At 69.6% G+C, this 26,243-nt stretch carries 25 protein-coding genes; 6 read left to right on the top strand and 19 right to left on the bottom strand.

Annotation, left to right across the window (positions count from 1 at the left end; translation table 11 throughout):
• Window positions 1–6: 6 nt before the first annotated feature.
• Genes AB0I53_RS26815 through AB0I53_RS26825 form a run of 3 tightly spaced genes read right to left on the bottom strand, consistent with a single transcriptional unit; the run spans window position 7 to window position 2,575 of the window.
• On the bottom strand, window positions 7–495 hold the full coding sequence (locus tag AB0I53_RS26815) for a hypothetical protein (RefSeq protein ID WP_358608420.1): 489 nt from the start codon (window positions 493–495) through the stop codon (window positions 7–9).
• Window positions 492–1,862, bottom strand: coding sequence for an ATP-binding protein (locus tag AB0I53_RS26820; RefSeq protein WP_358608423.1), 1,371 nt, complete (start codon window positions 1,860–1,862; stop codon window positions 492–494). Before AB0I53_RS26820 ends, AB0I53_RS26815 begins: the two co-directional genes overlap by 4 nt.
• A gap of 41 nt (window positions 1,863–1,903) precedes the next feature.
• Window positions 1,904–2,575, bottom strand: a complete 672-nt coding sequence (locus AB0I53_RS26825; RefSeq protein WP_358608426.1) for a response regulator transcription factor — start codon at window positions 2,573–2,575, stop codon at window positions 1,904–1,906.
• A 101-nt stretch (window positions 2,576–2,676) separates the two neighbouring features.
• On the opposite strand from AB0I53_RS26825, the gene AB0I53_RS26830 reads away from it, so the two are divergent.
• Complete coding sequence (locus AB0I53_RS26830) at window positions 2,677–3,465, top strand: serine hydrolase (protein WP_358608429.1); 789 nt, start codon at window positions 2,677–2,679, stop codon at window positions 3,463–3,465.
• 89 nt (window positions 3,466–3,554) lie between these two features.
• Here AB0I53_RS26830 and AB0I53_RS26835 read toward each other — a convergent pair whose 3' ends face one another.
• A complete protein-coding gene (locus AB0I53_RS26835; protein WP_358608432.1) occupies window positions 3,555–5,159 on the bottom strand; it encodes an Hsp70 family protein in 1,605 nt (534 codons plus the stop codon).
• A 26-nt stretch (window positions 5,160–5,185) separates the two neighbouring features.
• The gene (locus tag AB0I53_RS26840; protein WP_358608435.1) at window positions 5,186–8,950 is read right to left on the bottom strand and encodes a CHAT domain-containing protein; all 3,765 of its coding nucleotides are present in this window, start codon (window positions 8,948–8,950) and stop codon (window positions 5,186–5,188) included.
• A 548-nt stretch (window positions 8,951–9,498) separates the two neighbouring features.
• Here AB0I53_RS26840 and AB0I53_RS26845 point away from each other — a divergent pair.
• Window positions 9,499–10,782, top strand: a complete 1,284-nt coding sequence (locus tag AB0I53_RS26845; protein ID WP_358608438.1) for a hypothetical protein — start codon at window positions 9,499–9,501, stop codon at window positions 10,780–10,782.
• Between the two features lie 232 nt (window positions 10,783–11,014).
• Here the strand turns inward: AB0I53_RS26845 and AB0I53_RS26850 are convergent, their stop codons facing one another.
• Both AB0I53_RS26850 and AB0I53_RS26855 read right to left on the bottom strand, forming a co-directional pair.
• Window positions 11,015–11,182 (bottom strand): hypothetical protein, encoded by a 168-nt coding sequence (locus tag AB0I53_RS26850; RefSeq protein ID WP_358608441.1) that lies wholly within the window; start codon window positions 11,180–11,182, stop codon window positions 11,015–11,017.
• A gap of 209 nt (window positions 11,183–11,391) precedes the next feature.
• Window positions 11,392–12,153 (bottom strand): sulfite exporter TauE/SafE family protein, encoded by a 762-nt coding sequence (locus tag AB0I53_RS26855; RefSeq protein ID WP_358608444.1) that lies wholly within the window; start codon window positions 12,151–12,153, stop codon window positions 11,392–11,394.
• An 83-nt stretch (window positions 12,154–12,236) separates the two neighbouring features.
• On the opposite strand from AB0I53_RS26855, the gene AB0I53_RS26860 reads away from it, so the two are divergent.
• Together AB0I53_RS26860 and AB0I53_RS26865 are read left to right on the top strand one after the other, a co-directional pair.
• Window positions 12,237–13,169, top strand: coding sequence for a LysR family transcriptional regulator (locus tag AB0I53_RS26860; protein WP_358608447.1), 933 nt, complete (start codon window positions 12,237–12,239; stop codon window positions 13,167–13,169).
• 168 nt (window positions 13,170–13,337) lie between these two features.
• Window positions 13,338–14,153: an SAM-dependent methyltransferase gene (locus tag AB0I53_RS26865; RefSeq protein ID WP_358608450.1), complete on the top strand. Its 816-nt coding sequence runs from the start codon at window positions 13,338–13,340 to the stop codon at window positions 14,151–14,153.
• Between the two features lie 430 nt (window positions 14,154–14,583).
• Here AB0I53_RS26865 and AB0I53_RS26870 read toward each other — a convergent pair whose 3' ends face one another.
• The 6 genes from AB0I53_RS26870 to AB0I53_RS26895 all read right to left on the bottom strand — a co-directional run bounded on the left by AB0I53_RS26870 (window position 14,584) and on the right by AB0I53_RS26895 (window position 19,904).
• Window positions 14,584–14,979 carry a hypothetical protein gene (locus AB0I53_RS26870; RefSeq protein ID WP_358608453.1) on the bottom strand — a complete coding sequence of 132 codons (396 nt, stop codon included), beginning with the start codon at window positions 14,977–14,979 and terminating at the stop codon, window positions 14,584–14,586.
• Window positions 14,980–15,014: 35 nt separating this feature from the next.
• The gene (locus AB0I53_RS26875; RefSeq protein WP_358608456.1) at window positions 15,015–15,941 is read right to left on the bottom strand and encodes a LysR substrate-binding domain-containing protein; all 927 of its coding nucleotides are present in this window, start codon (window positions 15,939–15,941) and stop codon (window positions 15,015–15,017) included.
• A gap of 155 nt (window positions 15,942–16,096) precedes the next feature.
• The gene (locus tag AB0I53_RS26880; RefSeq protein WP_358608459.1) at window positions 16,097–16,888 is read right to left on the bottom strand and encodes a CoA ester lyase; all 792 of its coding nucleotides are present in this window, start codon (window positions 16,886–16,888) and stop codon (window positions 16,097–16,099) included.
• Window positions 16,888–18,063 (bottom strand): CaiB/BaiF CoA-transferase family protein, encoded by a 1,176-nt coding sequence (locus AB0I53_RS26885; protein ID WP_358608461.1) that lies wholly within the window; start codon window positions 18,061–18,063, stop codon window positions 16,888–16,890. Before AB0I53_RS26885 ends, AB0I53_RS26880 begins: the two co-directional genes overlap by 1 nt.
• A 14-nt stretch (window positions 18,064–18,077) precedes the next feature.
• Entirely contained in the window at window positions 18,078–19,406 is a 1,329-nt protein-coding gene (locus AB0I53_RS26890; RefSeq protein ID WP_358608462.1) for a 2-hydroxycarboxylate transporter family protein, read from the bottom strand.
• Window positions 19,407–19,526: 120 nt separating this feature from the next.
• A complete protein-coding gene (locus tag AB0I53_RS26895) occupies window positions 19,527–19,904 on the bottom strand; it encodes a metalloregulator ArsR/SmtB family transcription factor (RefSeq protein ID WP_358608465.1) in 378 nt (125 codons plus the stop codon).
• A 266-nt stretch (window positions 19,905–20,170) separates the two neighbouring features.
• Here AB0I53_RS26895 and AB0I53_RS26900 point away from each other — a divergent pair, with 266 nt between their 5' ends.
• Window positions 20,171–21,409 (top strand): sodium:proton exchanger, encoded by a 1,239-nt coding sequence (locus AB0I53_RS26900; protein WP_358608466.1) that lies wholly within the window; start codon window positions 20,171–20,173, stop codon window positions 21,407–21,409.
• 49 nt (window positions 21,410–21,458) lie between these two features.
• Here AB0I53_RS26900 and AB0I53_RS26905 read toward each other — a convergent pair whose 3' ends face one another.
• Window positions 21,459–22,163 (bottom strand): transcriptional regulator, encoded by a 705-nt coding sequence (locus AB0I53_RS26905; protein ID WP_358608468.1) that lies wholly within the window; start codon window positions 22,161–22,163, stop codon window positions 21,459–21,461.
• Window positions 22,164–22,316: 153 nt separating this feature from the next.
• Here AB0I53_RS26905 and folE point away from each other — a divergent pair, with 153 nt between their 5' ends.
• On the top strand, window positions 22,317–22,913 hold the full coding sequence (gene folE / locus AB0I53_RS26910; protein WP_358608471.1) for a GTP cyclohydrolase I FolE: 597 nt from the start codon (window positions 22,317–22,319) through the stop codon (window positions 22,911–22,913).
• A gap of 5 nt (window positions 22,914–22,918) precedes the next feature.
• Here the strand turns inward: folE and AB0I53_RS26915 are convergent, their stop codons facing one another.
• From AB0I53_RS26915 to AB0I53_RS26935, 5 genes are all read right to left on the bottom strand, one after another.
• Window positions 22,919–23,362: a DoxX family protein gene (locus AB0I53_RS26915; RefSeq protein WP_358608474.1), complete on the bottom strand. Its 444-nt coding sequence runs from the start codon at window positions 23,360–23,362 to the stop codon at window positions 22,919–22,921.
• Window positions 23,363–23,438: 76 nt separating this feature from the next.
• Complete coding sequence (locus tag AB0I53_RS26920) at window positions 23,439–23,687, bottom strand: helix-turn-helix transcriptional regulator (RefSeq protein ID WP_358608476.1); 249 nt, start codon at window positions 23,685–23,687, stop codon at window positions 23,439–23,441.
• A gap of 79 nt (window positions 23,688–23,766) precedes the next feature.
• Window positions 23,767–23,937, bottom strand: a complete 171-nt coding sequence (locus AB0I53_RS26925) for a hypothetical protein (protein ID WP_358608478.1) — start codon at window positions 23,935–23,937, stop codon at window positions 23,767–23,769.
• Window positions 23,938–24,117: 180 nt separating this feature from the next.
• Window positions 24,118–24,948, bottom strand: coding sequence for an FAD-dependent monooxygenase (locus tag AB0I53_RS26930; protein ID WP_358608481.1), 831 nt, complete (start codon window positions 24,946–24,948; stop codon window positions 24,118–24,120).
• A complete protein-coding gene (locus AB0I53_RS26935; RefSeq protein WP_358608484.1) occupies window positions 24,945–25,718 on the bottom strand; it encodes a helix-turn-helix transcriptional regulator in 774 nt (257 codons plus the stop codon). Before AB0I53_RS26935 ends, AB0I53_RS26930 begins: the two co-directional genes overlap by 4 nt.
• Window positions 25,719–26,243 lie beyond the last annotated feature (525 nt).

Here is a 26,243-nt window from a genome sequence, read left to right on the forward strand (position 1 = left end):
TACGACCTAGCGGGTGGCCGGGCAGAGCAGCGGTTTCCCGATCTCTCCCGAGCCGCTGAGCCGCACCATGAGCTTCTGCGCGTTCGCACCGGCCATCGCGCTGACCCTGACGGCCGTGCAGATCAGCTGCGTCGAAGCGAGCTCGGACAACGTGCTCGGCGGCACCGGCAACTGCACGGTCACGATCCCGGCGTCCGGGGCGCCGGCCGACACCTGCTCGGTCGTGAGGAACGGCAGTTCCGTGCGGAGTCCGGCCGCGCCTTCGGCATCGGTAGGCCCGGCGGCGAGCAGGCGGAGCGCGTCGGTCACGGTGCCGAGCCGCCCGGTCTCCCGGATCGACGGCCTGACCTGGCCGGGCTCGCCGGTCACGAAGTACAGCACCGGCCCCCGCGCGATGCCGTCCGGCCCTTGCCCAGCGAGCACCACGTCGGTCGGCTGCACGCCGCAACCGGTGAGCACGAGCAGCAGCACGGCCGCGAAGGCGATGCGTTTCACGAGACCTCCTGGGGCAACCGCAGCGTGAACTTCGCGCCGGCACCGGGCTGGTTGCCCGCCTCGATGATGCCGCCGTGCAACGTCGCGTTCTTCAGCGCGATCGACAGCCCGAGCCCGCTGCCCTCTGACCGGGTGCGCGCCGCATCGGCCTTGTAGAACCGCCCGAACACGTGCGGCAGCACGTCTTCCGGCAGGCCCGGGCCGTGGTCGGTGACCTCGACGACGACCTGCCCGTTGGCGCTGCGCAGGCGCACCTGCACCGGCGGCTCGCCGTGCCGGAGCGCATTGCCCACCAGGTTCGCCACGATCACGTCCACCCGCCGGCCGTCGACCTCGGCGACGATCCCCGGCGGCAGGTCGGCCTCGACCCGGTCGGCCCACTGACGGGTGCGCAGCGTCCCGGTGATCAGCTCCCCGAGGTCGGTTTCCTGCCGGTCGAGCCGGGCGGCGCCGGAGTCGAACCGGGAGATCTCGATCAGGTCGTCCACCAGCCGTGCGAGCTTCTTCGTCTCCGAGCTGATCAACCGGGCGGCGGTGCCGGCGTCGCCGGGAAGCCGCGCGCCTTCCTCGTCGAGCACCTCGTTGACCGCCGTCATCGCGGCCAGCGGAGTGCGCAGCTCGTGCGACACGTCCGCGACGAACCTCCGGGCGTCGGCCTCCATCCGCCGCAGCTCGCCGACCGAAGCCTCCAGGCTGGCCGCGCTGTCGTTGAAAGTCCGCGCCAGCTCGGCGAGTTCGTCCGAGCCGCGAGTGGGCAGCCGCGTCGTCAGGTCGCCGCGGGCGAGGCTGCGGGCGGCGTCGCGCAGCCGGCGCACCGGCCGCAACACCGCGCTGGCGGCGAGCCAGGCGACGATCACCGCGAGCGGCACCGCGACGGCACCGGTTAGCCAGCCGTTCGTCGCGAACTCCTGGATCTGCCGCTCCTCTTCGTAGAGCGGGAACCAGCCGTACACCTCGAGCCCCGACGGACGCCGCTGGAAGTGCTCGTCAGTGGTCAGCACGGGCATGCCGACGATGAGCATGGCGGCGCCGTAGTTGTCGGCCCGCTGGAACACGACCCGCGACCCGTCGCGCACCGTCGCCCGCAGGTCGGCCGGGATCGCCGCGTCCGAGTACGTCGCGTTCTTCGCGGTCAGGTTCCCGTAGACGACGATGGTGCGCCTGCCGAGCCGGCCGGCGAGCTCGTCGAGGGCGGCCTGGTCGAGGGGCAGCTGGAGCTCCGGCGCCAGCCGGTCGACGTCGTCGCGCAGCTGCTCCATGAAGTGGTCCTGCGTCGTGGTGAGCACGGTGCGGCGGGCCGAAACGTAGTTCGCCCCGGTCGCCGCGACCGTCGCCAGCAGCGCGACGAACGTGACGATCAGGATCATCCGCGGGCGGATTCCCCGCGCCCTGCCGAGGAAGCGCCCGATCACAGGGGGCCGAACCGGTAGCCGAAGCCGCGCACGGTCCGGATGTAGACGGGCGAGCCCGGCACGTCCTCGATCTTCATGCGCAGCCGCTGCACGCAGGCGTCGACCAGCCGCGAATCGCCCAGGAATTCGTGTTCCCACACCAGGTTCAGCAACTGCTGGCGGCTGAGCACGTGGCCGGGCACCTTCGACAGCTCCAGCAGCAACCGCAGTTCGGTCGGCGTCAACGGGACCGGCTCGCCCGCCTTCGACACCTCCAGCGCGGCCCGGTCGATCACGAGGTCGCCGTGCCGTTCCCGATCCTGGTCCGTGCCACCGCTGTTGCGGCGCAGCACCGCCTTGATCCGCGCGTCCAGCACCCGGGCCTGCACCGGTTTGACCACGTAGTCGTCGGCACCCGCCTCCAGACCGCTGACCACGTCGATGTCGTCGCCGCGGGCGGTGAGCATGATGATCGGCACGTTGCCCGCGGCCCGGATCCGGCGGCACACCTCGAAACCGTCGATCCCGGGCAGCATCACGTCCAGCACCACGATGTCCGCGGCGCCCAGCAGCTGCAGGCCGCGTTCGCCGTCCGGCGCCGGCTCCACCAGGTGGCCGTGTCGGCGCAAGCCCAGGCACAGCCCTTCCCGGACGGCGGGGTCGTCCTCTATCAGCAGCACATTCGGCACCGGCCGATTATGGATCTCCACCACGGCGCCCACGCGGTTCTGTAGCGAAACGATGACATGACCAAGGCCTGACGCCGACATCGCGTCGCGACTCTGGGGCCATGTTCGAAGCAAAGACCAGGCCGCTGCGGGCACAGCGCCCCCGGCGGCGGAACAATTGGCCCGTCGTCGCAGCGTTGGTCGTGGTGGCGGTTCTGGCCATCGCATTCGGTTTCGGCCAGGCTTCCGGCGAAACCGACTCCGGCACGGTGGTCTTCGACCGGGTCGAGCAGGAAACGCTGCACACCGACCAGGCGGACCGGCAGTTCCGGTCGGCCTCCCTGGTCAAGCTGCTCATCGGGCTCGACCTCGTCGAGCGCGGGATCGTCACCCCGAAGCGGCCGAGCCCGCGGATGACCCGGATGCTCTCGCACAGCGACGACGCGATCGCCAGCGAACTGTGGTCCTCCGGCGGTGGGCCGCAGATCGTCACCCGCGTCGCGGCCGACCTCGGCCTGTCGGACACCGAACCGCCCGACGTGCCGGGCCGGTGGGGCGACACGTTGATCACCGCCGACGACATGGTCAAGGTGTACCAGCACATTCTGGCGCTACCGGAGGCGAAACGCGCTCTGTTGCTCGACCCGCTGCGCGATTCCGCGCGCACCGCGGCCGACGGCACTGACCAGCACTTCGGCATCCCCAGTGCGCTGTCCGGCCAGCCGTGGGGCGTCAAGCAGGCCTGGGCCGCCGGGCGCGGCGGCGTCGACGCGCACACCAGCGGCCTGGTCGGGAGCGACGACCGGTACATCGTCGTGGTGCTCACGCACCATCCGGAAGGTTATTCGCTGCCGAAGGCGGAAAGCCGCGTGACAGCCGAGGTGGAGGAGCTGGCCGCGCTGCTGGGCTGACTGCTTTATAAGCGGCGGTAGCCGCTTGCAGCGCGGGACTCAGCTTGCACCGCCGCGGGTTCTCAGGCAGTGCCTCGCGAGGACACTCCTCAACCGCTCACCTGGTGGCCCGCGATGTCGGTGCGGGCCTTCGCCACCGCCTTCTGGTCCATGCCGCCGATCTTGAGCTCGAAGCGCACGTCGTTGCCGCTCTCCAACTCCTTGGCGAGCACCGTCAGCGCACCGGTTTCGGACATGTGGAAGGTGATTTCGATCCGGCACCCGGCCGGCCGGGCCGGGATGCCGGTGAGCATGCCGTGCCCCACCTCGGTGTTGTCGGCGAGCTCGTCGGACGGGGTCGACCCGGCCTGCTCCCACACCTCGATCTCGGCCATCCGCTGGTTGTCGATGGCCGTCTGGAACGGGTACGGGCCGGTGTCGGCGGGCAGCTCGGTGTTGGCGTGCAACAGGTGCGCCACCATCTGCCGCGCCCGCATCGGGTCGGTCAGCGCCAGCGGATCGCGCGGATCCAGCGCCTTGACGCCGAACGCTCGCGGCACCACGGTCGCGACCCGCTTCCTGGCCATCGCATCGACGTCGGCCGCGCTGATGCCCAGCTGCCGTTCGGCCGGCGCGCCCTGGACCTTCTTGGCCTGCCTGATCAGCGCGAACAGCGCCGCGCCCTTGGCGACGGCGAGGTCAGGTTCGGAGAGCCGGGCGTCGAGCCCGAACCGCCGCTTGAGCCCGGCCGCCACGGCGGGCATCCGGGTCATGCCGCCCGCCAGCAGCACCTCGTCGAACCGCTCGACGCCCTTGCCGCGGGCCGTTTCGATGATCCGCTCGGTGATCGCCATTGTCCGCTCGAGCAGGTCGGCGGTGAGCTCCTCCAGCTGCTCCCGGGTGAAGGGCACCGTCACCGCGGCACCCGCGGCCCGCAGCGCGACGTTGCGGGACATGGTGGCGCTCAACGCCTTCTTGGCCTCTTCGGCACGATCGGCGAATTCCTGCATGGCCAGCTCGTCCGCGCTCGGATCCAGGTTCGGGTGCGCGTCCCGGAACGCGGCCAGCAGGTGGTCGACCATCCGCTCGTCCCAGTCGGCGCCGCCGAGCCGGCCGTCGCCGTCGGTGCACACCACCTTGATGTCGTCGCCGGAAACCCGGATCACGGTGGTGTCGAAGGTGCCGCCGCCGAGGTCGTAGACCAGCACGTGCCGGGTCTGCTGCGCGTTGTCCAGCGCGTGGTGGTGCAGCGCGGCGGCGACCGGCTCGTCCAGCACGTCGAGCACGTTCAGCCCGGCGATCTCACCGGCCTTCCGGGTGGCGTCGCGTTCGGCGATGCCGAAGTAGGCGGGCACCGTGATCACCACGTCTCGCACGGTGTGCCCGGTGTTCTCCTCGGCCGCGCGGGCGAGTTCGCGCAGGATCAGCGCGGAGATCTTCTCCGGCGTGTAGCGGTTCCCGTGGTAGGTGAACTCGGTGTTCTTGCGCCCCATGTCGCGTTTGACCAGCTGCGCCACCAGATGCGGGGCGAGCAGCGCGGAGTTCTTCGCCGCCGTGCCCACCAGCGCCGCGCCGGGCCGCTCGAAGTACACCACCGAGGGCGTGGTGTCCTCGCCGACCGCGCTCTTGGCGATGACTGGGCGAGCCGCCTCGTCGATGTGCGCGATGCACGAGTGCGTGGTGCCGAGGTCGATGCCGAACGTCGCCGGCGCCATGGGACTCCTCTCGGTAGGGCCGGGTGTTACCGGCCTTGGTAGGTGAATCCTGCCCAGTGCGCGAGCTCGGCGGGGTCGATGTCGGCGAAAAAGAGGGCGAGTTCTTCGGGCAGCCCGGGCAGCGGGCGGCGGCGCGGCTCGAGCATCCACAGCTGCGCGGCGCGCAGCGCGCTCGCCGGATCGGCGTAACCGGCGTTGAGGTAGTGGTGGAACACGATCATGAACATGGCCGTGGGCAGGTCCTGGACCTCCCAGCGGGTGCCGACGACGCAGGCGGCACCGGCGGCGAGGAACGCGGTGGACAGCGTCAGCACCTCGTCGTGCTGCCGGTCGGTGAGGTCGCTGGCGCAGGCTGCGAGCACGACGAGCGCCCCGGCGGCATCCCGCGGCCGGTCCCGCGCCTGGCGCAGGATGTCCTGCACCGGCAGCACTTCTCCGGAACCGAGCAGCAGCGCGGACTCGATCGGCAGGTCGGTCGAGGTGGCGTGGCAGGCCAGGTGCAGCAGCGAGGCGGTGGGCAGCAGCGCGAGCACCTCGGCGGGTTTCGGCGTCTCGCGGCGTTGCCGGCGGCGCCGCGGATCGGACGGTTTGCCCAGGTAGGTGCCGTGCTTGTAGTGCGTCTCGTAGATGTGGCCGAGCTCGTGCCGGCTGAAGTGCAGCTCCGGTGTCCGCACCAGCGCCGGTTCGCTTGCCCAGGAACGGGTTTCGCGCCGACCGGCCTCGACGAACTGCCGCGCCGACGCGGCGTAGCAGATGACGGCGTCCTGGCAGACGTACCGGACCTTGCCGCCGGGCACCCGTCGCCGCGCGGCATGCCACGGCACCGTGCCGAGCTTTCCGGCCGGCACCAACACGATTCGCAGCGGGCGCTCGCGGGAACCGGCGGCGACCAGGTCCAGCACCGGGTTCAGCACCGCCGTCCACGCCCAGTCGCAGACGCTCGCCAACGCGGCTCGCCACTCCTCCTCGACGTCGCCGCGAGGGCGCTCCCGCTGCAGCCGGTCGAACCGGGCGACCGGGCCGTCCTCGGTGAGCTGCGGCGACTCCACCCGCTCGACCCGCCCGTCGGCGGTGACCAGCACCGCGACGCCGGGCAGCAGGTAGACGAGGGCCTGAGTGCGGGCGGCGCGCAACCCGGCGGCGATCTCCGCAACGGGCGGGGGAGCGAGCAGGTGCGCTTCGGCGGCGGTGCCGTCGAAGGCCCGCAGCACCCGATACCGCAGGTCGCTGGGCAGCGCGGCATCCGCGACGCGGGCCGTGCCGACGCCACCGACATCCCACGGTTGTTGTTGACCCACCTCGGATTCCCAGCGATCGGCCAGATCGGCATGGCCGTTCTCCCGCAACAAGGTCGGCATGTTCGCATCGACCGTCGCGGCGTGCAGCACCATGCCGCGCCCCAGTTCCAGCGCCTGCACGGCGGCCTCGGGCTGACCTGACGCCAGGCACCAGCGGCTCACCTCCACGGCTTCGCCGGACGCGGTGCTCGCGGTCTCCAACGCGCGACGGGCACTGGATTGCAGCAGCACGTTTCGCGCCCGCTCGCGCAACGCCTCAAGCCCGTTCTGCACCGCGCGCTGCGGATCGCGGCGCGCAGTGTCGCCGCGGGTGGCGTAGCAGTCGGCCAGCGAGTTCAACAGGTTCGCGGTCTCGAAAGCGCCCGGCTCCAACTCGAACTCGCGAAGCACCTGCTCGAACCGGTCGATGGCGTTGTTGAGATCGCGCGAATCGCGGGCGAACTCGTAGCGGATCCGCAACGCGGTTCCCAGCATGTCCAGCGCGTGCCGGCGCTCGCGCGGAAACAGGTCGGTTTTGCCGCAGATCTCGACCATCATGCCGATACCGCGGTTGAGCAGCGTGAGATCCCGGGTGGCCATGCCTTGCACCACGCACGCGTTCGCGGCGCCGAGGGCCTCGTTCGGCTGGTCGACGTGGTAGTCCGGAACGCGGGCCGCCGCGTCGAGGACGGCGTTCATCGCGTTGCGCGCCTCGCCCGTGTTGGCGCCGTCGAAGCTGAAGTCCTCGCCGTCGACCATGCTCCGAAGCATTCGCGCCGTTCCCAGCGCGCTCGCGATTCTGGGCTGGAGGAAGTCGTCCGGCGACATCTCCGACGCCAGCTGTTCGAGCTCGGCGGCCACCTCGCCCAATGCGCCGGCGTCGAGCCGGTGCGGCGAAAGCCGGCTCAGGGCGGCGGCGAAGCGCGCGACCTGGTTGTTCTTGCCGGTGCCCGCCGCGTAGTAGCGGGCGGCGTCGAGATCTTCCTGGCCGCCGAAGGCCATGAACCGCTGGGTGAGCAGCCAGCTCAGCCACGGCATCATCAGCGGCCGCAACTTGTGGTCGGCGGGCAGCAACTCGTCGGCGCGCCGCATGTTCGCGACCGCCGAAGTGAGCTTGTCCTCGGCGCGGTCGTTGATCACCTGGAAGCTCTCGGCGGCGCCCAGCAGGAAGTGGTTGATCCCGGTGTTGACCGGGTCGGCGGAGCCGCGGCGGATCGCCTGGTCACTCAGTTCCCGGACCCGGGAGAGGGAAGCCGGCGACTGCGCGCGGTCGGTCGCGACGGACGTGAACAGCGTCGAGGTCAGCTGCGTGAGCACCTTCGCCCGATCCGGGTCGTCGTCCGAGAACTGTTCCAACGCCTGCTCCAGCCGCCGGATCGTGGCGGCGTTCTCAGCCGGGTCGAGGTCCGGAGCGGTCTTGCCAGGCGGAGTGGAGGTGAAGCGCAGGCCGCTGAGCAGCAGCGAACGCATGGGGTGGTCGGCGGGCAAGGCCGCGGTGGCCGCGGCGATCTGGGCCGTCGCGGCGTCGGCGTCCTCGGCGCTGCCGCTGACCTCGGCGAGCTTGGCGGCCAGACCCGCTTGCAGCGCGGCGATTTCCTGCTTGCCGGGTTCTTCCTCGGACCAGGAACTCGTCGCGTCGTCGAGTTCGCTGATCGCGGTCGTCCAGTCCTCGGTGGTCGAGCCGTCCAGGTTCCCCACCGCGTTGACGATGACCTTCAAGGTGGTCACGGAGCCGTCGCCGGCGCCGTCCGGGGAGATCGCGTCGAGGTGCCGGCGCACCTCGGCGAGATCCTCGGTCGGAGTCGTCAGCGAGATCCGGTCGGCGACATCGGAGGTGATGCGGCCGCGGCGCAACTCGGCGGGTATTTCCCGGGTCAGCAGCAGGAAGGCGAGGCCGATGTGGCAGGCGTCCGAGGTGTGCACGTCGGACAGCACGTCGAGCGTCGCGGTTAGGTCTTCGGTGGCGGTCCGGTGATCGGTTTCGTCGCCGCCCATCGACAGGTACCGGGTGAGGTGCATCGCCCCGCGCCGGAAGCGAACCTGGTTCCGCAGCAACGAGTCCGGCAGTTGCCCGAACGCCGCGTTGAGATCGGCCAGTGCGTCGTCGACGTGCTCGAAGGCCTCCAGGATGAACGCCGTCTGAGCGGTGATCAGGCCGATCCGCGCCAGGATCTCGGCCGAATCGTCGGGCAGCAGTGGCCGCAGCTGCCGCAGGTAGTCGACGGCGGTGCGGAATTCGTCTGTGGCCCCGCGCTCGGCGCGCATCGTGTGCGCCAAGCCCAGCTGGTAGAGCGGCGCGGCGCGGGCGGGGGAGTCTTCGGCGAGGGCGTTGAGCAGGCTCCCCGCGACCTGGATGACGTCGTCGACGTCGGCACCGGTGGTCTCGGCGCGGTGCAGCAGCAAGTCCGCCAGCTCCACTAGGACCTGGTAGGCGGTTTCGTCGTCGAGCTCGTCGCTGAGCTGCGCATACCGCTGCGCGATGGCGTCGTCGAGCTCCGCCGGATCGACGTCCACCGCGCCTCCCGAGTCGATCGAGGATCCCGGTGCAGCATAGGGGCCCGTGACCCGTGCGTACTTTGTGTCGCTGTAGAGCCTGTTTCCAAACTCGTCCTGCTTAGCGGTGCGGGTGGCGGCCCCCCTGCGGGAGTCACCGCGGCCTTCTCGGCTGTGGGATCCCCGACTTGTGTATGACCAATACGCGGCATCGGGGCTGTCCTCGCTGGGAGAACCCCGGAGGGGTGGGCACCGTGAACCCGCGGCGGTGCAAGTTGCGAAGGTGGGCTAAGCGGCTGCGCCGCTTCAAAGACAAAAGCCCCACGTTGCCACAACCGCACGTCACCACATCCAAAACAGCCTCTATAGCGACAAAAAGTACGCACGGCCCTTGACCAGTCAAAACCCCGAGCTCGCCTGGCCCGAACCGCGGCGCTGCGCGCTTTGGCGCACCGCTACCCGGTCGCGCGGCCGAACGGTGGCGGGCGAACAGGTGAATTCCGTTCTGTCGCAGCGTTTGTCCGCGTAGCCTCCCGATGTTCGCCGCTCTCGACCAGAAGGAGACACCGGTGAGCAGACGAAACCTGTTGGCCGCGGCGCTATCGGCGGCCGTGGTGACGACGACGCTGGCCGCCCTGCCCGCCGCGGCAGCCCCGGCGGATGCGCCCAACCTCAACGATTTCGTGCTCAACAACACCAGCGGTGACCTGCAGTCGAGGGTCGACAAGCTGGACGCCCAACTGCCGAAGCTCGGCGTGCAGAACATCCTGGAGCAGGCCAACCGCCAGGGCAGCACCGGAAGCGCCTGCACCTCGCCGGCGCTGGACACGATGAAGGAACCGACGCTGCGGAAGTTCTGCTTCAACGCGGGCGACACCGACACGACGGAATGGATGCCGCAGGGCGTCACGACCGTCGCGGACGCGCAGGAAGACCAGCAGTGGGGAACGAAGCAGGCGTTGCTGGTCAGCTGGTACAACAAGGACACCAGCCCGGTGAAGGGCGTGCGGGTCTCCTTCCTCGACCCGGCGACCAGCAAGTACCAGCACGTGCTGCTGGTCTACCCGTACATCAACAGCAACGGGAACCCGTCCTACGAGGCGGTCACCACGCCGCAGGCCGGCAACGGCGGCAGCGTCCACGCGGGCGGGATCGTCTGGTACGGCAACTACCTCTACCTCGTCGACACGGCCCGCGGCATCAGGGTGTTCGACATGCGCTCGATCTTCGACCTGAAGTCGGCGACGAACGGCGACACGGCCGACCAGAACCAGGTGGGCCGCCAGAACAACGTGTACTACGGCTTCGGCTACCGCTACGTGATGCCGCAGGTGGCGGGCTGGTCGAACCCGGAGGGCGTGGTCGACCACCCGGCGGACTACAAGTGCCTGGCGGGAGGCAGGCAGCGCTACTCGTACGTGTCGCTGGACCGCAGCACCAACCCGGACACGCTGCTGACCGGCGAGTACTGCGGTGACCAGGGCGACCCGAACCTGAACGGCCGGGTGGCCCGCTGGGACCTGGACGGAGCAACGGGCCTGCCGAGCCCGGACGGCGACGGCATCTGGCGCGCGAAGTCGGCACTCCGCCTGCCGAAGCCGCGCGTGCAAGGCGCAACGGCGACGGACGGCCGCTGGTACCTCAGCAGCACGGGCGGAGGCCAAACCGGCCCGGGCCACTTCCAGGCGGCGTTGCCGGACAAGGCAACGGGAGCAGGAGTGCTCACAGTGGACGGTCCGGACCGAGAGGTGGCGATCGGCGTGGAGGACCTGTCGTACTGGTCGGGCAAGAACGAGGTCTGGACGGTGACGGAGTACCCGGGCAAACGCGTGCTCTACAGCGTGCCCCGCTGAACGGTGAGATCCGGCCCGGGAACCTCCCGGGCCGGGTTTCTCCCGAAAAGCCATGGGGATCGCCAGAACGGGCCTACTGTGCCGTGACCGATCTGCTCCAACCTCCGCGCCGGGATCAGCAGCCTGCCGGTGCGCTTCGAACCGGTCTCGGCCGAGGTGGAGGTACTGGTGCTCTCAGACGCACGGGTACGCCTCGGGCGGCCGCATTCCGGTCGGGTCGGTAGCCCGCGGGTCACTCGGCCGACAGCACGAGGAGTCCGAGACCGATGAGCGCGGCGAGAATGGTCAGCAGCATTTCGCCCGTGATGCCAAGGAGGAGCGCGAGGGCCAAAGCGCGCACGGCGAACTGTCGCTGCAGCCGGGCAACATCGGACGGTGTGGCGGACGACGGTGTGACCATCTCTCTCCTCCGAGCGATCAGGAGTGCTTCCCGGTATGTCGTCAAATTGGGACCAGGCCGGCGAAAGTCGGTGCGGTGCCAGGGGGAACAGGTGGTGTCGTCGGGCTTCGGCTCGTGCTCACCGATCGGACCGGCGTTACGCGCGGAACGGCCGGCTCTCACCCCTCGCAGGCCATCGCCCGCCTCGCGCCTGCCGCATCCGCGCGCTCTCAGCCGCGCAAGAAGTACATGACAGTCATGAGCACAGCGATGGCCAGGATGCTGCCCCGCAGTAGCGAGGCGGGGAGACGGCGGGCGAGGTGGGCGCCGGCCCAGCCTCCGGCCACCGCGCCGACCAGGATGGCCGCGAGGACGAGCGGAGCGCTCAGTACGTCCGAAGCGAAGAGGAACAGCACGGCCGCGCTGAGAAAGACGGCCGCGAGCTGCACGACCCGCATCGGGTTGCTGGCCGCGGCGTCGAGTCCGAGCCCGACGCTCCACAGTGCCATCATCGTGATGCCTACGGCACCGCCGAAGTATCCGCCGTATATGGCGAGGAAGAACTGACCGATCAGGACGGCTCGGGGACTCATACCGACCGAGCGGCCCAGCACGATGCTCAACGCCTGGGGGAGGCGCCGCCCGAAAGCGAGGATCAGCGTGGCGGAGGCGAGCAGCCAGGGCGCCGCGGCGTCGAACGACGATGCCGGCAGTGCCAGCAGCAGGCCGGCACCGACCCCGCCGCCGACCATGCTGATCGCCGTCAGCGCCTTCGTGGACGTTCCCCCGACCGGGGTGAGCTCGCGTCGGTAGACCCACGCGCTGGCCACGGCCCCAGGCACGAGGGCGACCCGCGATAACGCGTTCGCGGTCACCGGTGGCAGGCCGAACGCGACGAGAGCGGGCAGCGCGACGAACGTACCCCCACCACCGATGGCGTTCAGCGCTCCTGCGGCGATGCCGGTCAGCAGGACGAGCAAAATCTCGATCACAGCCCGAGCATCGTCCCGTGACCAGTGGGTCCACAATGCGTAATCGACGTACCCAGACTTAGGCTGAGACTTAGGCTGAGACGGTGCGCTATGACCTGGACGACCTGCGGCTCTTTCTCCACATCGTGACCGAGGGGTCGATCACGGCGGGTGCTCGCCGGATGCACCTGAGCCTGCCTTCGGCCAGCGCCAGAGTGCGCTCGCTGGAAGGCCAGGCCGGCGTGGCACTGCTGATCCGCGGCCGGCGGGGCGTGCGGCCGACACCGGCCGGGACGACCCTGGCCCGTCACGCACGGGACGTGCTCGCCCAGACCGCGCGACTCGAAAGTGCCGTCGCGAGCTATACCCGGTCTCCCACCGCGCCCCTGACCCTGCTGGGCGGCGGCTCCGCGATGCACCGGCTCGTGCCGAGGGCTCTGGTCTCGTTCCTCCGAGCACATCCGGACGTCGACGTCACGGTGTCCGAGAGCCGCACCCCGCAGACCGTGCGGATGCTCGCCGACGGCGAGGCGGACCTGGGTGTGGTCCTTGACGACGAGGCCCGTGACTGCGGCCTGCACATGGAGCCCCTCGGCGACGACTCCCTCGTCGTGATCGGCCAGGCAGGAGGAATCCTCGCCGAGCGGACCGCGCTGACCTACAGCGAGGTCGCCGAACACCCTCTCATCGGACTCAACGCCGACTCCTCGCTGCGCCGTTGGATCGAGAAGCACCTCGCGCCACACGCCCCGGTGGTGCGCTACCGCACCACCGTCGCCAATCTCAACGTCCTCGTCGCGCTCGCCGCCGCCGGAGTCGGGCTCGCCGTCGTACCGCGTCCCGCCATCGACCCCCACCAGCCACTCGAGGTGTGCGAACTGCAAGACCCCTGGGCTCGCCGCCACCATTTGCTGGCCTGGGGCGTCAAGGACCATGCCGCCTCGACGGCCGTCGCCTCACTCGCCGAACACCTGCGTCACGCCGCCCTCTTCGATCCTGCCTCCCGCAGCACACCCGCAGACCCCGTCGGCCCATGACGGCTGGCCGGCCGCCGCCACGTCCTTACCAAGTGAGGGACTGCAACAGACCGGCTCTTTATCGCCAGGTCGTACCCCGGACAGGATTTCTCCCGAAACGCCATGGGAATTGCCCGAACGGGCCTACCCTGTCGTGATCAACACCACGAGGACTGAGTGGATTCGACCATGGCAGCTGTTGACAGGACGCAGATCGACACCTCCAAGCCGAGCATCGCGCGGGTGTACGACGCTTTCATCGGCGGCAAGGACAACTTCGAGGTGGACCGCGATGTCCTGCAGCAGATCCTGAAGATCGCCCCGGACGCGGTGCAGGTCGGGAAGCAGTGCCGGGGCTGGCTTATCCGGGTGGTCCGCTACCTCGCGGGGCAGGTCGGCATCGACCAGTTCCTCGACCTGGGCTCGGGCCTGCCGAGCGCGGAGAACACCCACCAGGCGGCGCAGCGACTCAACCCCGAGGCGCGGGTGATCTACTTCGATATCGACCCGTCGGTCGTCGCGCACGGCCGAGCACTGCTGGTCGACAACGAGTACACCCACTTCGAGTCCGGTGACATGCGAAACCCCGCGGAGATCCTCGAAAACCCGGTGGTGGCCAAGTACCTGGACCTGACCCGCCCGGTGGCGCTGATCCAGGGCAACACGATGCACCACGTGGCGGCCGACCGCGATCCGGTCGGCATCATGTCGACCTACATCGACGCGCTGGCCCCGGGCTCGTTCCTCGCGATCTCGCACCTCTACAACCCGGACGACGGCACGTCCCGGGCCAAGCTGGCGGTGGACGCCCAAGCCGAGTTCAAGGCGATGATGGGCACCTGCTACTACCGGAAGCGCGACGAGATCCAGGCGCTGTTCCACGACCTGGAAATGATCGAACCGGGCCTGACGTACCTCTTCGACTGGTGGCCCGACGGACCCCGCCTGGCAGAACCGTCGGACGCAGAACACAACCTCCTCGGCGGAGTCGGCCGCAAGCCCTGAACGGTGCCGACCGGCGAAAGCCCATGCAAGGCCGCCGATGATCTCGCTGGCCTTGAGCGTTCGATGCAGCAGGCTCGTGAGCACTTTGTGTCGCTATAGAGGCTGTTTGGGATGTGGTGACGTGCGGATGTGGTAACGCGGGCGTTTTGTCTTTGAAGCGGCGCAGCCGCTTAGCCCACCTACGCAACCGGCACCGCCGCGGGTTCTCAGAGGTCTTCTCGCGAGGACAGCCCCGATGCCGCGTATTGGTCATACATAAGTCGGGGATCCCACAGCCGAGAAGACCTCTGAGGTTCCGCCACCCACACCGCCACGCAGGACGAGTTTGGAAACAGGCTCTATAGCAGCCCAAAGTACTCACGACCCGTGGGTCAGGCCTGGCAGGTGGTGCCCGGTGGGAAGCCGCCTCCGGGCACATCTGCCGGAATCGCTACAGGATCCAGGTGGCGACGCCGAGCACGATCGCGACGGCGAGCAGGACCAGGCCGATGACCAGGACCGTTCGGCGCGGCGCCGCCTGCCCCGGAACGTACGGCTGCTGCATCGGCGGGTAGCCGAAGCCCTGATCCGTCCCCGTGGACTGCCCGGGTGGCAGGTATTCCGACGACGGAACCCAGGCGGAGCGGTCCGGGACCTCCAGCCGGACCGGCCCGGACTGCGGCAGGCCGGTCGGGTCTGACGGAAGCGGGGCGTTCGCGATCGGCGGCGAGGCGGCTGGCCGGGTCGCGCGGCGTTGCAGCCGGAAGCCGTACACGGTCAGGCCCAGGCCGATGAGCCCGATCAGGGCCGACAGCACCGAGCCCAGCTTGTCCGCGATCTCCAGCACTCGAACAGACTGCCAGACCAGCTCGCGGAAAGGCGCTAGGCGAGCTGGATCCCGGGCCACTCGCCGGCAGCGGCCATCTGCCTCGTCACCACCGTGATGCCTTCCTGTACCGCCGCCACCGCGTCCCGGGACGGGTAGTACTCGACGGCGTTGCACACCGCGACGCTGCGCGAGATGACCGGATTGCGGATTCGCCGCACCCCGAGCTCCCGGTGGTTCTCCTGATCTGCGACGCTCGACAGCGGCAGGATCGTGCACGCCTCGCCGCCGGCCGCGATGCGGATCATCGCGCCCAGCGAGTCCACGTCCGCGACGATCGACGGCACCAGGCCCTGCGCCGCGAACGCCTGGTCGATCAGCGCCCGCAGGTTGCTGCGGCCGCCAGGCACCACGAGCGGCGTGTCGTGCAGGTCCGCCAGCCCGATCTCGTCCTCGTCGGCCGCGGGCGGTTTCGGTTGCCCGATGAGGAAGAGGTCTTCCGAGTACAGCGGTGTTTCGGCCGGGCGGACGGTGTCGTCGTCGCGGTAGAGCACCGCCAGGTCGAGGCGGCCGAGGGTGAGCAGTTCCTGGATGTAGCCGCTCATCGACTCGAACAGCTGGAGGTGGATGCCGGGGTGGTGCGCCTTCGTCCAGGAGAACAGCGCCGGCGCCAGGCGCACCGAAACGGTCGTCGGCAGCCCGACGGCGACCGGGCCGTGGATCTCATCGCCGCTGAGCACGTCGCCGGCGATCCGGTCGAACTGCCGCACCAGCTGCTGCGCGTCGCGGTAGAGGGCGCGGCCGGCCGCGGTGGGCGTCACGCCGCGCGGCCCGCGCTCCAGCAACCGGACGCCGAGCTCGGCTTCCAGGTGGGCGATCCGCTGGCTCAGCGCCGGTTGCGAGACGTAGAGCCGGGCGGCGGCGCGGGTCAGGCTGCCGGAGTCGACGACGGTGATGAAGTCGCGCAGGTGAGCGATGTCCACGTCGACCTCGTTCCAGGTGCTTGGTCCACGAACCTCGTCGGCGGATTCAACCACGCATCGCCCGGAGCGTCTCGGGATGCCGTTTTCGCGCGAAGCCGACGCCCCTCCCGCACGGGGAACGCCGGTTTCGCGCGAAAGCGCCCAACCGCTCGCCGCTAGCCCGCCGCGAGCAGCAACCGCCGGGCGCGCTCGACCACGGGCCGGTCGATCATCGCGCCGTCCAGCGACACCGCGGCGCCGTTCGCCTGCTCGTCCGCGTCGACCACGCGTCGTGCCCACGCGATCTCCTCGGCGCTCGGGCGCATGGCGTCGCGGACGATCGGCAGCTGCGCGGGGTGGATGCACAGCTTCGCGCCGAAGCCCCATTCCTTGGCGCGGCGCGAATCCCGTTCGACGGCTTCGGTGTCGTTGATCGACGGCGTGACGCCGTCGACCGGCGCGGGCAGCCCGCACGCCGCCGACCAGCGGACCAGGTCCGCGCGCGAGGCGTCCAGCGCTGCGTCGGCCGTGACGCCGAGATCCAGCGCCAGGTCGATGCTGCCGAACACCAGCCGGGCCAGGCCCGGAGCAGCGCAGATCTCGCCGAGGTTGACGAATCCCCGCGCCGTTTCGATGAGACCGAGCACCGGTCGACCGGTGGCCTCGGCGGTCGCCTGCACGTCCTGCGCGCTCTCGGTCTTCGGCAGGACGACCGCGTCGGGGCCGAGCTCCCGGCAGAGCTCCACGTCGGCGTCGAATTCCGGGCTGTTGCGCGCATTGATGCGCACCGCCACGCCGGAGCCGATCGGCCACGCGGCGCGCAGGTTCTCCCGCGCCGCCGCCTTGGCGTCCGCCGGGACCGCGTCCTCCAGATCGACGATGACGGCATCCGCGCCCGCCGCAACGGCTTTGGCGAACCGCTCCGGACGTGACCCGGGCACGAACAGCCAGGTGACCGCGTTCTCCATCACACCACCCCATCTCGAACAAGTTCGTCCACATCGGACTCCCCGTGGCCGAGCTCGGCCAGGATCTTCCTGGTGTGCTCGCCGACGTCTGGGATCGGATCCATCCGCGGCGCGGGATTGACCGGCCCGGGAGGCGCCAGCGCGGGCACCGGTCCGCGCGGCGTCTGCACCTCGTGCCACCGGCCGCGCGCCGCCAGCTGCGGGTGTTCCCACACGTCGGCGAGGGTGTTGACGCGGGCGCAGGCCACCGGCACGGCGGTCAGCAGCTCGGTCGCTCCGTCGCCGGTCAGGGCCGCGAAGCGGGCCGAGATGATCCGGCCCAGCTGCTCGCGGTTGGCGTTGCGGTTGGCGTTGCCCGCGTAGTCGGGATCCTCGGCGAGCTCCGGCCTCCCGAGGAACCGGTCGCAGAACGCCCGCCATTCCCGCTCGTTCTGGATGCTCATCATGATGACCTTGCCGTCGCCCGCGGTGAACGGGCCGTACGGGTAGATCGTCGCGTGCGCCGCGCCCGCGCGCGGCGGCGGTTCGGCGCCGTCGTAGGTGTAGTAGAGCGGGAAACCCATCCACTCGACGGTGGATTCCAGCATCGACACGTCGATGTGCGCGCCCTTGCCGGTGTTCGCGCGTTCCAGCAGCGCCGCGAGGATCGAGCTGTACGCGTACATCCCGGCGGAGATGTCGGAGACGGAGATGCCGACCTTGGCGATGTCCTCGCCGGAACCGGTCACCGACAGCAGCCCGGCCTCGCTCTGCACCATCAGGTCGTAGGCCTTCATCGACTCGTACGGTCCGCCCTGGCCGTAGCCGGAGATGTCGCACACGACCAGCCCGGGGTTCCCGGCCTGCAACTCCTCGGCACCGAGGCCCATGCGGGCCGCCGCGCCCGGCGCGAGGTTCTGGATGAACACGTCCGCGGTGCCGAGCAGCCGCCGCAGCACCGCCATGCCGCGCGGATCCTTGATGTCGAGCGTCAGCGATTCCTTGCTGCGGTTGACCCACACGAAGTGCGAGCTCAGCCCGTCGACGCGGGAGTCGTACTGGCGCGCGAAGTCGCCGGCCCCGGGCCGCTCGACCTTGATCACCCGCGCGCCGAGATCCGCGAGCTGCCGGCTGGCATAAGGCGCGGCGATGGCCTGTTCGAGGGCCACCACGGTCACGCCGCGGAGCGGTTGCACTGGCTTTCCACCTCTCAGTACAGGTTGGCGTGCGCGATGAGCGCGATGGTCACCGTGATCGCGCCGCCGATGCGCGTCGCGATCTGCGCGAACGGCATCAGGGCCATCCGCCGGGTGGCGCTGAGGATCGCGACGTCGCCCGTGCCGCCCATGCCGGTGTGGGTGCCGATGACGATCGCGGTGTCCACCGGGTACATGCCGATCCAGCGGCCCACCAGGAAGGCCGTGGCCATCATGGTGATCACGGTGACGACGATGGTGATGACGGTGCCGGCGGTGAACGCCTTGAGCAGCTCGTTCCACGGCGTGGACGACACCCCGATGGCGAACAGCAGCGGATAGGTCACGGCGGTCGACATGAAGCCGTAGACCAGGCCGGAGTGGTGCTCCAGGCTGCGCGGCAGCCAGCGCGTCAGCTTCAGCGCGATCGCGGCCACCAGCATCACGATCGGCGCAGGCCAGCCGAACAGCGCGTGCGTGGCCTCGCCGAGCAGGTAAAGCGCGACGGCCATGAACCCGGCGGCCGCCAGCTGCCGGATGTCGAACGCGGGCTGCTCGCTCTCGGCGAGGTCGAGCCCGTCGTCCTTGGCCGGCTGGATCTTGCCGAAGCCGGTGGTCTGCGGGAAGCGCTGCCCGATCATGGACAGCACGCTGGAGAAGACGATCGCGCAGACGTTGGCCAGCAGCACCACCGGAAGCACCTGCGCCAGCAGCGTTTCCGCCGGGCCGGCGCCGGATTGCGCGTAGCCGAGGGTCAGCGGGATGGCGCCCTCGCCGAGGCCACCGCCCATCACCGGCACGACGATGAAGAACACGGTGCGGTGCAGGTCGCCGGTGATCGCCCAGCCGACCAGCGAGCCGACCACCAGCGCGGCCACCGAGCCGGCGGCCAGCGGCACGAAGATCTTGAGGAAGCCCCTGATCAGCACGGTGCGGTTCATGCTCAGGATGGAGCCGACGATGATCCCGGCGATGAACACGTACAGGAAGTTCGTGGACTTGTAGAACGTCGAGACGTGCTTGGCCAGATCGGCGGGGATCCACTCGGCGGCGACCAGGAAAGCGGGCAGGAAGGTCACCAGGATGACGGGCCCGCCGATCGAGCGGAAGCCCGGGATGCGTCGCCCGACCTCGTAGCAGGTGTAGCTGCAGACACCGAGCAGCGCGGCCATCGTCGGGATGTCGGCCTTCAGGTCGTCCTGCCAGGCGAGCACCGCGAGCACGACGACCAGCAGGGCGTAGAACGGCAGCGGGATGACACCGATCCGAACCGACCAGATGGACCGGTGCCGCTTGGTGGGAGCCACGTGCTCCGCCGACGCCGTGTCCGGGGGTGATGCCATCGCGCTACCTCCTAGTAGGGATAGCAGGCATCAAACCTCCGGCCTCCGGGCCCGAGTAGAGGCCGATTCCCGAGGTGGGCATAAGCCAGGCTTATGGCTCGGCCGAGCAGGCGCGCCGGTTCAGCGCGTCGTCGGCGGGTCCGGGGCGAGGGTGCCGTCCGGGGCGATGTGGTCGAAGATCTGCTCCACCAGCGTCACCACGTGCGGGTCGTCGACGGTGTAGAGGTGGCGGCGGCCGTCGCGGCGGGCCGTGATCACGCCCGCCAGCCGGAGCTTGCTCAGGTGCTGGCTGACCGTCGCGATGCTGATGCCGACCCGCTTGGCCAGCGTGCCGACGTCGTACGAGCCGTGCGTGATCAACCACACAAGGTGCAGCCGCGGCGGGCTGGCGAGCAGGGCGAACGTCGCCGCTGCGGCGGTCAGCTGGGCCTCGGTCGGTTCGGCGTCCTGCCTGGGCAGGCCTGGTTCTGCGGTGGGCAGCGCGGGAATTTTCGGCATGGCGAGTTCGATTGTTCCGCATCGCACAACCCCTTGGTGGCCGCCGCGCAAACACTTCGTTGGTTGCGAAAACTACGAAATGACTGCGAGGGTTGCTCTCGTTCCGAAGGGGAGTAGTCCGCAAGCCCACCGTCGACACGCTGAGATCCGTCTCCGGCGGTGGCGCCCGCAACGCGGGTGGACGAGACCTTCGGCCAGCTGATCTGTGCCTGGCCGAGACCCCTGGACGTCCCGGCCGAGGCAGGCCACGTCCGGGAAGGTGCTCGATGTTCACCAAGTTGCTGCGTCCGCTCGCGCTCTGCGGAGCGCTGGCGGTGCCCGCGTTGATCATCCGGTTCGGCGGGCTGCCGGTGAGCCCGGTGCTCGGCCTGCTGCTGTTCGGCATGGCCGTGGTGGCCTCGTCGTTCGTGCTGGCCTGGGCCGCGGAGGCGGCGCAGGTCGACATCTCCGGCGGCCTGGCGATCGCCATCCTCGCCGTGATCGCCGTGCTGCCCGAGTACGCGGTCGACCTCTTCTTCGCCTACACCGCGGGCAGCGATCCCACCTACGTCGCCTACGCCGCGGCGAACATGACCGGCTCCAACCGGCTGCTGCTCGGTCTGGGCTGGTCGCTCGTGGTGATCGTCGCGCTCGCGCTGGCCAAGCGGCGCACCGGCAAGACCGTGCGCGAGCTGACGCTGGAGTCCGGCAACCGGGTGGAGCTCGGGTTCCTCGCGATCGCCTCGGTGGTCGCCTTCGTGGTGCCCGCGACCGGCCAGATCTCGCTGCTGCTCGGGTTCGCGCTGCTCGGTTTCTTCGTGTTCTACCTGTGGAAGGTCTCGCGCGCCGAGGCGGAAGAACCCGATCTGGTCGGTACCGCCGCCACCATCGGCGGGCTGCCCAAGCACGTCCGCCGGCCGCTGGTGATCGCGCTGTTCGTGTTCTCCGCCGCGGTGATCGTCGCCTGCGCCGAGCCGTTCGCCCACTCGCTGATCGAAACCGGCACCCAGCTCGGCATCGACAAGTTCCTGCTGGTGCAGTGGCTCGCGCCGCTGGCCTCGGAGGCGCCCGAGTTCATCGTGGCGATCCTGTTCGCCGTCCGCGGCAAGGGCGCCGACGCGATCGGCACGCTGATCTCCAGCAAGGTCAACCAGTGGACGCTGCTGGTGGGCAGCCTGCCGGTGGCCTACCTGCTCGGCGGCGGCGGAACGGCGCTGCAGCTCGACGCCCGCCAGGTGGAGGAGTTCCTGCTCACCGCGACGCAAACGGTGCTCGGCGTGTCCGCGTTGCTGGCGTTGCGCTTCCCGCGCTGGGCGGCGTGGACGCTGCTCGGGCTGTTCGCGGCGCAGTTCGCGCTGCCCGGCCAGACCGCTCGCTACGTCCTGTGCGGCATCTACGCCGTGATCGCGATCGCCGCGCTCATCCGCAACCGCCGCCACATCCTGCCGACCCTCGCCGCGCCCTTCCGGCGCCAGGCCGCCGAACCGGCGGTGGCGGAGCCGGAATCCGTGAGCTCCGCCCGCTGATCCGTTCATCAGCGGGCGCACCCCCAGTCTCGCGCCCGCTGGTGAACTGTCAGGTGCTGCGCAGGGCGACGCAGCACTCCCCGGGCCGCGGGTCGAGCACCGCCTCCACGGACCGGGCCTGCAGTCCGGCCAGGAAGCCTCGCAGGAAGGCGTGGTTGAGCCCGCACACCAGCTCCGGCGACCTGGCGGTCAACGGGTGGAACGGGCAGTTGCGCAGCCGGACGCAGGTCGACGTCTCCCGGTCCGGCTCGAAGCCGTAGCGGGCGAGCACGTCTTCGGTCCTGGTCAGAGCGCGTTCGGCACCGAGTCGGCCGGGACGGCTGCGGTTGCGTTCCTCGGTGCCCAGGCGGTGCCCGCGTTCGTGCGCCGTGCGCATCGCCGCTTCGACCGCGGTCTCCCGGTCGCCCTCGGTGAGCACCGCGTCGAGCAGGATGTCGGCCAGCAGGTCGGGGCGCCGCGGCGGGATGCTCACCCCGATGTGGGCGTCGGTGGGCTCGTAGACCTTCGGCGTGCGGCCGACCTTGCGGATGCCGCCCACCTGCTCGAACCGCGCGCACAGCAGCCCGGCGTCGACGAGCTTGTCCAGGTGGAAGGCGGCGAGCTTGCGGGAGATGCCGACCGCGGCGGCGGCTTCGTCCCGGCAGATCGGCCGCCGGGCGCGGCGGATGAACTCGAACATCCCGCGTCGCAGGTCGTCCGCCAACACGGCGATCGCCGCCATCGAGCCCGCAGTCGGCTCGTCGCTGGACACCATGCCTTAACGGTAGCGCTTCCCGCGCCCAATGCGGTGTCCGAAATCGGTTCGGAACATCGGCATGCTGCTGCATTGACCCGGCTTCGCCAATAAGACTAACGTTCGTTGGTGAAACCAGGTCCGGCCTGGCGCAACCGACCGGAGGAACACCCGATGTCCGTCCCCTCCCTACACGTCGTCCACCAGCCCGATGGCGAGATCGACCTCGCCGCCGCCGAGAAGGCCGCCGGAGATCTGCTGCGGGCGTTGGGGATCTCCACGGACTCCGAGAGCCTGCGCGGCACGCCCGGCCGCATGGCCCGCGCGTACGCCGAGCTGTTCACGCCGCGGCCGTTCGACCTGACGACCTTCCCGAACGAGGAGGAGTACGACGAGCTCGTGCTCGCGCGGGGGATTCCGGTGCGCTCGGTCTGCGAGCACCACCTGCTGCCCTTCGTCGGCGTCGCGCACGTGGGCTACCTGCCCGGCGACCGGATCCTCGGGCTGTCCAAGCTGGCCAGGGTCGTCGAGCACTTCGCCTGCCGCCCGCAGGTCCAGGAGCGGCTGACCAAGCAGGTCGCCGACTGGCTGTGCGAGCAGCTGGACCCCAAGGGCGTCGGCGTCGTGATCGAAGCCGAGCACACCTGCATGACCCTGCGCGGCGTGCAGGCCACCGGCTCCAACACCGTGACCTCGACGCTGCTGGGCACCCTGCGGCAGGACGCGCGCTCCCGGCAGGAGTTCTTCGCCCTCACCGGCGTCAACGCCTGACGGCCTCAATCCCGGCGCGACCGCGCCGCGCGCTCATCGTGCGAGGGAGCGCCACGGACTTGGCGGAGCAGCGCATCGAGCGCGAACGGCCCGGCACCGAGCGCGGCGATCAGCAAGAAGAACCAGGCGTACAGCGCGGCCGGAACGCCGGCGTTCTGGATGGGGAGCAGCCCCCGGGGCTGGTGCACGGAGAAGTAGGCGTACGCCATCGCGCCCGAGCAGACCAGCGCGGCCGGCCTGGTGAAAAGCCCGAGCAGGACCAGGCCGCCGCCGACGAACTGGATGAATCCCGCCCACCAGGACGGCCACGCGAACAACGGCGCGGCGTACGGCGCGCCCAGCACGCCGAACAGGCCCGCCGCGCCGTGCAGCATGAACATGAACGACACGACGATCCGCACCACTGACAACGCGATTCCGCCTAGTCGATCCGAAGAATCGTGCGTCACACGACTGCCCTCCTCCACGGTGTTGTCCTGATGTCGTAGGCGTTTCCGCGCGAGGAGGTTCCCAATCCGGATCGGGTCAGATGAGCCGGTTCCGGTAGGCGTAAGCGACCGCCTGCGCGCGGCCGCGTGCGTCGATCTTGGCCAGCAGGTGGTTGATGTGGCTCTTGATCGTGCCTTCGCTGACGACGAGGCGTTCGGCGATTTCGCCGTTGGACAGCCCGGTGGCGATGAGGGACAGCACCTCGGCCTCCCGGGGCGTGAGCCCGGCGGGAAGCCTGGGGCGCTGCGGCGTGGCGACGATGGCGTCGATGAGGTGGTGCTGCACGGCTGGGTCGATCGCGGCGTGATCGTCGACGACGCGCTGACTCGTTGGTCGTCCGCGATGAGGACGCGGATCGGTTGGTTCACGCGGGCACCTCCAGTCGAACGCGGAAACCGCTGGGCGTCGCCTCGGCGGTGAGCGTGCCGCCCAGCAATTCGGCCCGCTCGCGCATTCCGGTGAGGCCATAGCCACCGTTGTCCACTGTGGATGGATGCGCGCCGTCGGCAGCGAAGCGCGCGAGCACGTCTTGCATCGCCCTCGCGCCGGAGTCATCGGCCACACCTACAGCTACGTCGGTGCGGCCTCGGCCGGGAACATCGTCGACGGCAAGGAGGAACTCGAACCGGCTCGCTGAGCCCCGTTCGCGCCGCGGCATCGACCTGACCGAAACGGCGGTGCGCCGCAGATGAAAAAATCGCCCCTGGCCGGCGTTTCACCGGCAAGGGGCGATTTGCGCTGGTCCTTCTGGGCGCCCCCAACAAGGCAATATACGAACCTGGATCTGCTGGTCAGCGGCCTCCCGGTCACCACGAGGGTGGAGTGCCATCATGGACTGGTGATTGGCGGGAACCTCCGCCAGGATGGTCAGCCACGCGTACCCGTACTCGTGGGAGTAGCGCGTGAAGGACTCGCTGGGGATGGCGGCCCTGCTGACGCCGCGGTCACCGTCACAGCCGGCGACGAATTCGCAGCTGATCACCCGTGCCGAGCCGGTGCTGTCCAAGTAGCGAACGAGTGGGCGTTCGTCACCGGCGATGTTCTCCACCGAGACCTCGGCATCGAAGCGAAGATCTCCGCCGTCGCTGAGGAAAACGTCGATGAGGTTGCGGATGAGGACCTGCTGGGGGCAGAAACGGCCGTCGCCGTGATCATCCGCGTCTAACGTGAGGGTGCGCGTCTCGCCGTCGATCCGGAAGTGCAGCACTGGCTCGGTCGGGACACCACCGACCACCCGGTCTTCTAGTCCCCACGCACGGAACATGCGTGCCGCCCGGGTGTCGATGACCCCGGCTCGCTGTCGCTGCTCGACGTATTCACGGCTGTGCTTCTCCACGATGACGCAATCAATCCCGCGCCGCAGCAGGAAATTGCCGAGCGTGAGCCCGGCGACTCCCGCTCCCACGATCACCACGGTGGTGTTCTCGTCCAGTTCGGACGTTGGTCGGTTTGTTGGCATACCCCCATGGTCGCCGGATCCCAGGCCTGCGCGGTGCCGGTATCCCGACGAGATACTCCGGAAACCCGCCAAGTCCGTGGCGGTCACCGATCCCTGCGACGGAGCTCCATCTGATACCGCCCTGGTGTCTGGCCGACAATGGCGGTGAACGCTTCGATGAAGCTCGTCGGGTTAGCCCACCCTAATCGGGCAGCCATATCGGTGATCGCCTCCCCCTCGGCCAGTCTGATGAGCGCATGCTGGACACGCAGCAGGCTCCGCCACTGATGGAAGCTCATCCCCAGCTCGGTCTGGAACAGGCGGCTCAAGGTCCGTTCGCCGGCCCCGACCGACCTCCCCAACTCCGCCAACGTCAACGATGCCGCGGGATCGGCATGCAGGAGGTCCGTGACCGCACGAAGACGATCATCGGCCGACTCCGGAAGATACAGTGCCTCCTCGCGACCATCGACCAGCTCGTCCACGACCACCCCGCGAAGCCGGTCCCGCGCCTCCGGCCGAAGCTCACGACCACTGGTGAGCACCAGCAACGCCTCCCGCAGCAGCGGGGATACCGCGAACACCATCGGCTGATCCGGCAACGAAGCGCACAGCACGCCGGAAACCTCCACCACCCGTACCTCCGTCTGCCCGTACGCGCGGTGGTAATGCTCAAAACCCGGCGGGGTCCACGCGACACGGTTCGCCGGGGCGATCCACGTGCCCCGCCTGGTCGTCGTGGCAAGCACGCCCGCCGAGGGATACAGCAACTGCCCCTCGGTATGACGGTGCGGCGCAACGCCATCCCCGTGCGCGAGCTGCCCCCGCTTCTCCCCGATCTGCGTGACCAGAGAGGGCTTCTGGCGGATATCAGGCACGATTTGAGCCTACTGACCGGAGCCGGTACCGGCCGGCACCGACTGCACCCAGGATGATCAGCAGAGAGATGCGGCCCAGCCGGGGCACGTTGACGGTGTGGCCGGACGACAAGGTCCTGCCCTGACGCTGCGGTCTGCGCCGCAGTTGGCAAGCACGATGTTCACCTTCTCGGCGGCCCCGCAGGGGCGGAGTCGGAATGTGAATGGGTCTATCCGTCCACGGCGGGCACCCTCCATGCAGCTCCGAACCTGACGCAATGGTGGGGGTAAAGTGAGGTTGATCTTGAACTAGATCAACCTCCACTGCTTTTACCAGGCGTTTTGCGCCCCCAGCAGGACTCGAACCTGCGACCTAAGGATTAGAAGTGCTTGCGGCTTCACCGCTGTGCTGACCTGCATAAACGCAGGTGGGTGAGCGCCGAGAACGGCCGAATCCTTTGCTCCCCGCATTACCGGCGGAACTTCACTCGTTCGGCCTTGCAGCGGGGACGCCCCATGCCTGTGTTGGACTGGCCAGGCTGATCG

Origin of the sequence: Saccharopolyspora sp. NPDC050389 (assembly GCF_040655595.1) — a bacterium.
In the GTDB taxonomy this organism is placed as follows: Bacteria; Actinomycetota; Actinomycetes; order Mycobacteriales; family Pseudonocardiaceae; genus Saccharopolyspora.

Bases quoted from the DNA above. Each gene is read 5' to 3' on its own strand.
- AB0I53_RS26905 (WP_358608468.1), bottom strand. From the start codon at position 22,163: ATGGTGTCCAGCGACGAGCCGACTGCGGGCTCGATGGCGGCGATCGCC.
- AB0I53_RS26820 (WP_358608423.1), bottom strand. From the start codon at position 1,862: ATGATCCTGATCGTCACGTTCGTCGCGCTGCTGGCGACGGTCGCGGCG.
- AB0I53_RS26835 (WP_358608432.1), bottom strand. From the start codon at position 5,159: ATGGCGCCGGCGACGTTCGGCATCGACCTCGGCACCACGCACTCGTGC.
- AB0I53_RS26895 (WP_358608465.1), bottom strand. From the start codon at position 19,904: ATGCCGAAAATTCCCGCGCTGCCCACCGCAGAACCAGGCCTGCCCAGG.
- AB0I53_RS26865 (WP_358608450.1), top strand. From the start codon at position 13,338: ATGGCAGCTGTTGACAGGACGCAGATCGACACCTCCAAGCCGAGCATC.
- AB0I53_RS26880 (WP_358608459.1), bottom strand. From the start codon at position 16,888: ATGGAGAACGCGGTCACCTGGCTGTTCGTGCCCGGGTCACGTCCGGAG.
- folE (WP_358608471.1), top strand. From the start codon at position 22,317: ATGTCCGTCCCCTCCCTACACGTCGTCCACCAGCCCGATGGCGAGATC.
- AB0I53_RS26900 (WP_358608466.1), top strand. From the start codon at position 20,171: ATGTTCACCAAGTTGCTGCGTCCGCTCGCGCTCTGCGGAGCGCTGGCG.
- AB0I53_RS26925 (WP_358608478.1), bottom strand. From the start codon at position 23,937: ATGCAAGACGTGCTCGCGCGCTTCGCTGCCGACGGCGCGCATCCATCC.
- AB0I53_RS26830 (WP_358608429.1), top strand. From the start codon at position 2,677: ATGTTCGAAGCAAAGACCAGGCCGCTGCGGGCACAGCGCCCCCGGCGG.
- AB0I53_RS26850 (WP_358608441.1), bottom strand. From the start codon at position 11,182: ATGGTCACACCGTCGTCCGCCACACCGTCCGATGTTGCCCGGCTGCAG.
- AB0I53_RS26890 (WP_358608462.1), bottom strand. From the start codon at position 19,406: ATGGCATCACCCCCGGACACGGCGTCGGCGGAGCACGTGGCTCCCACC.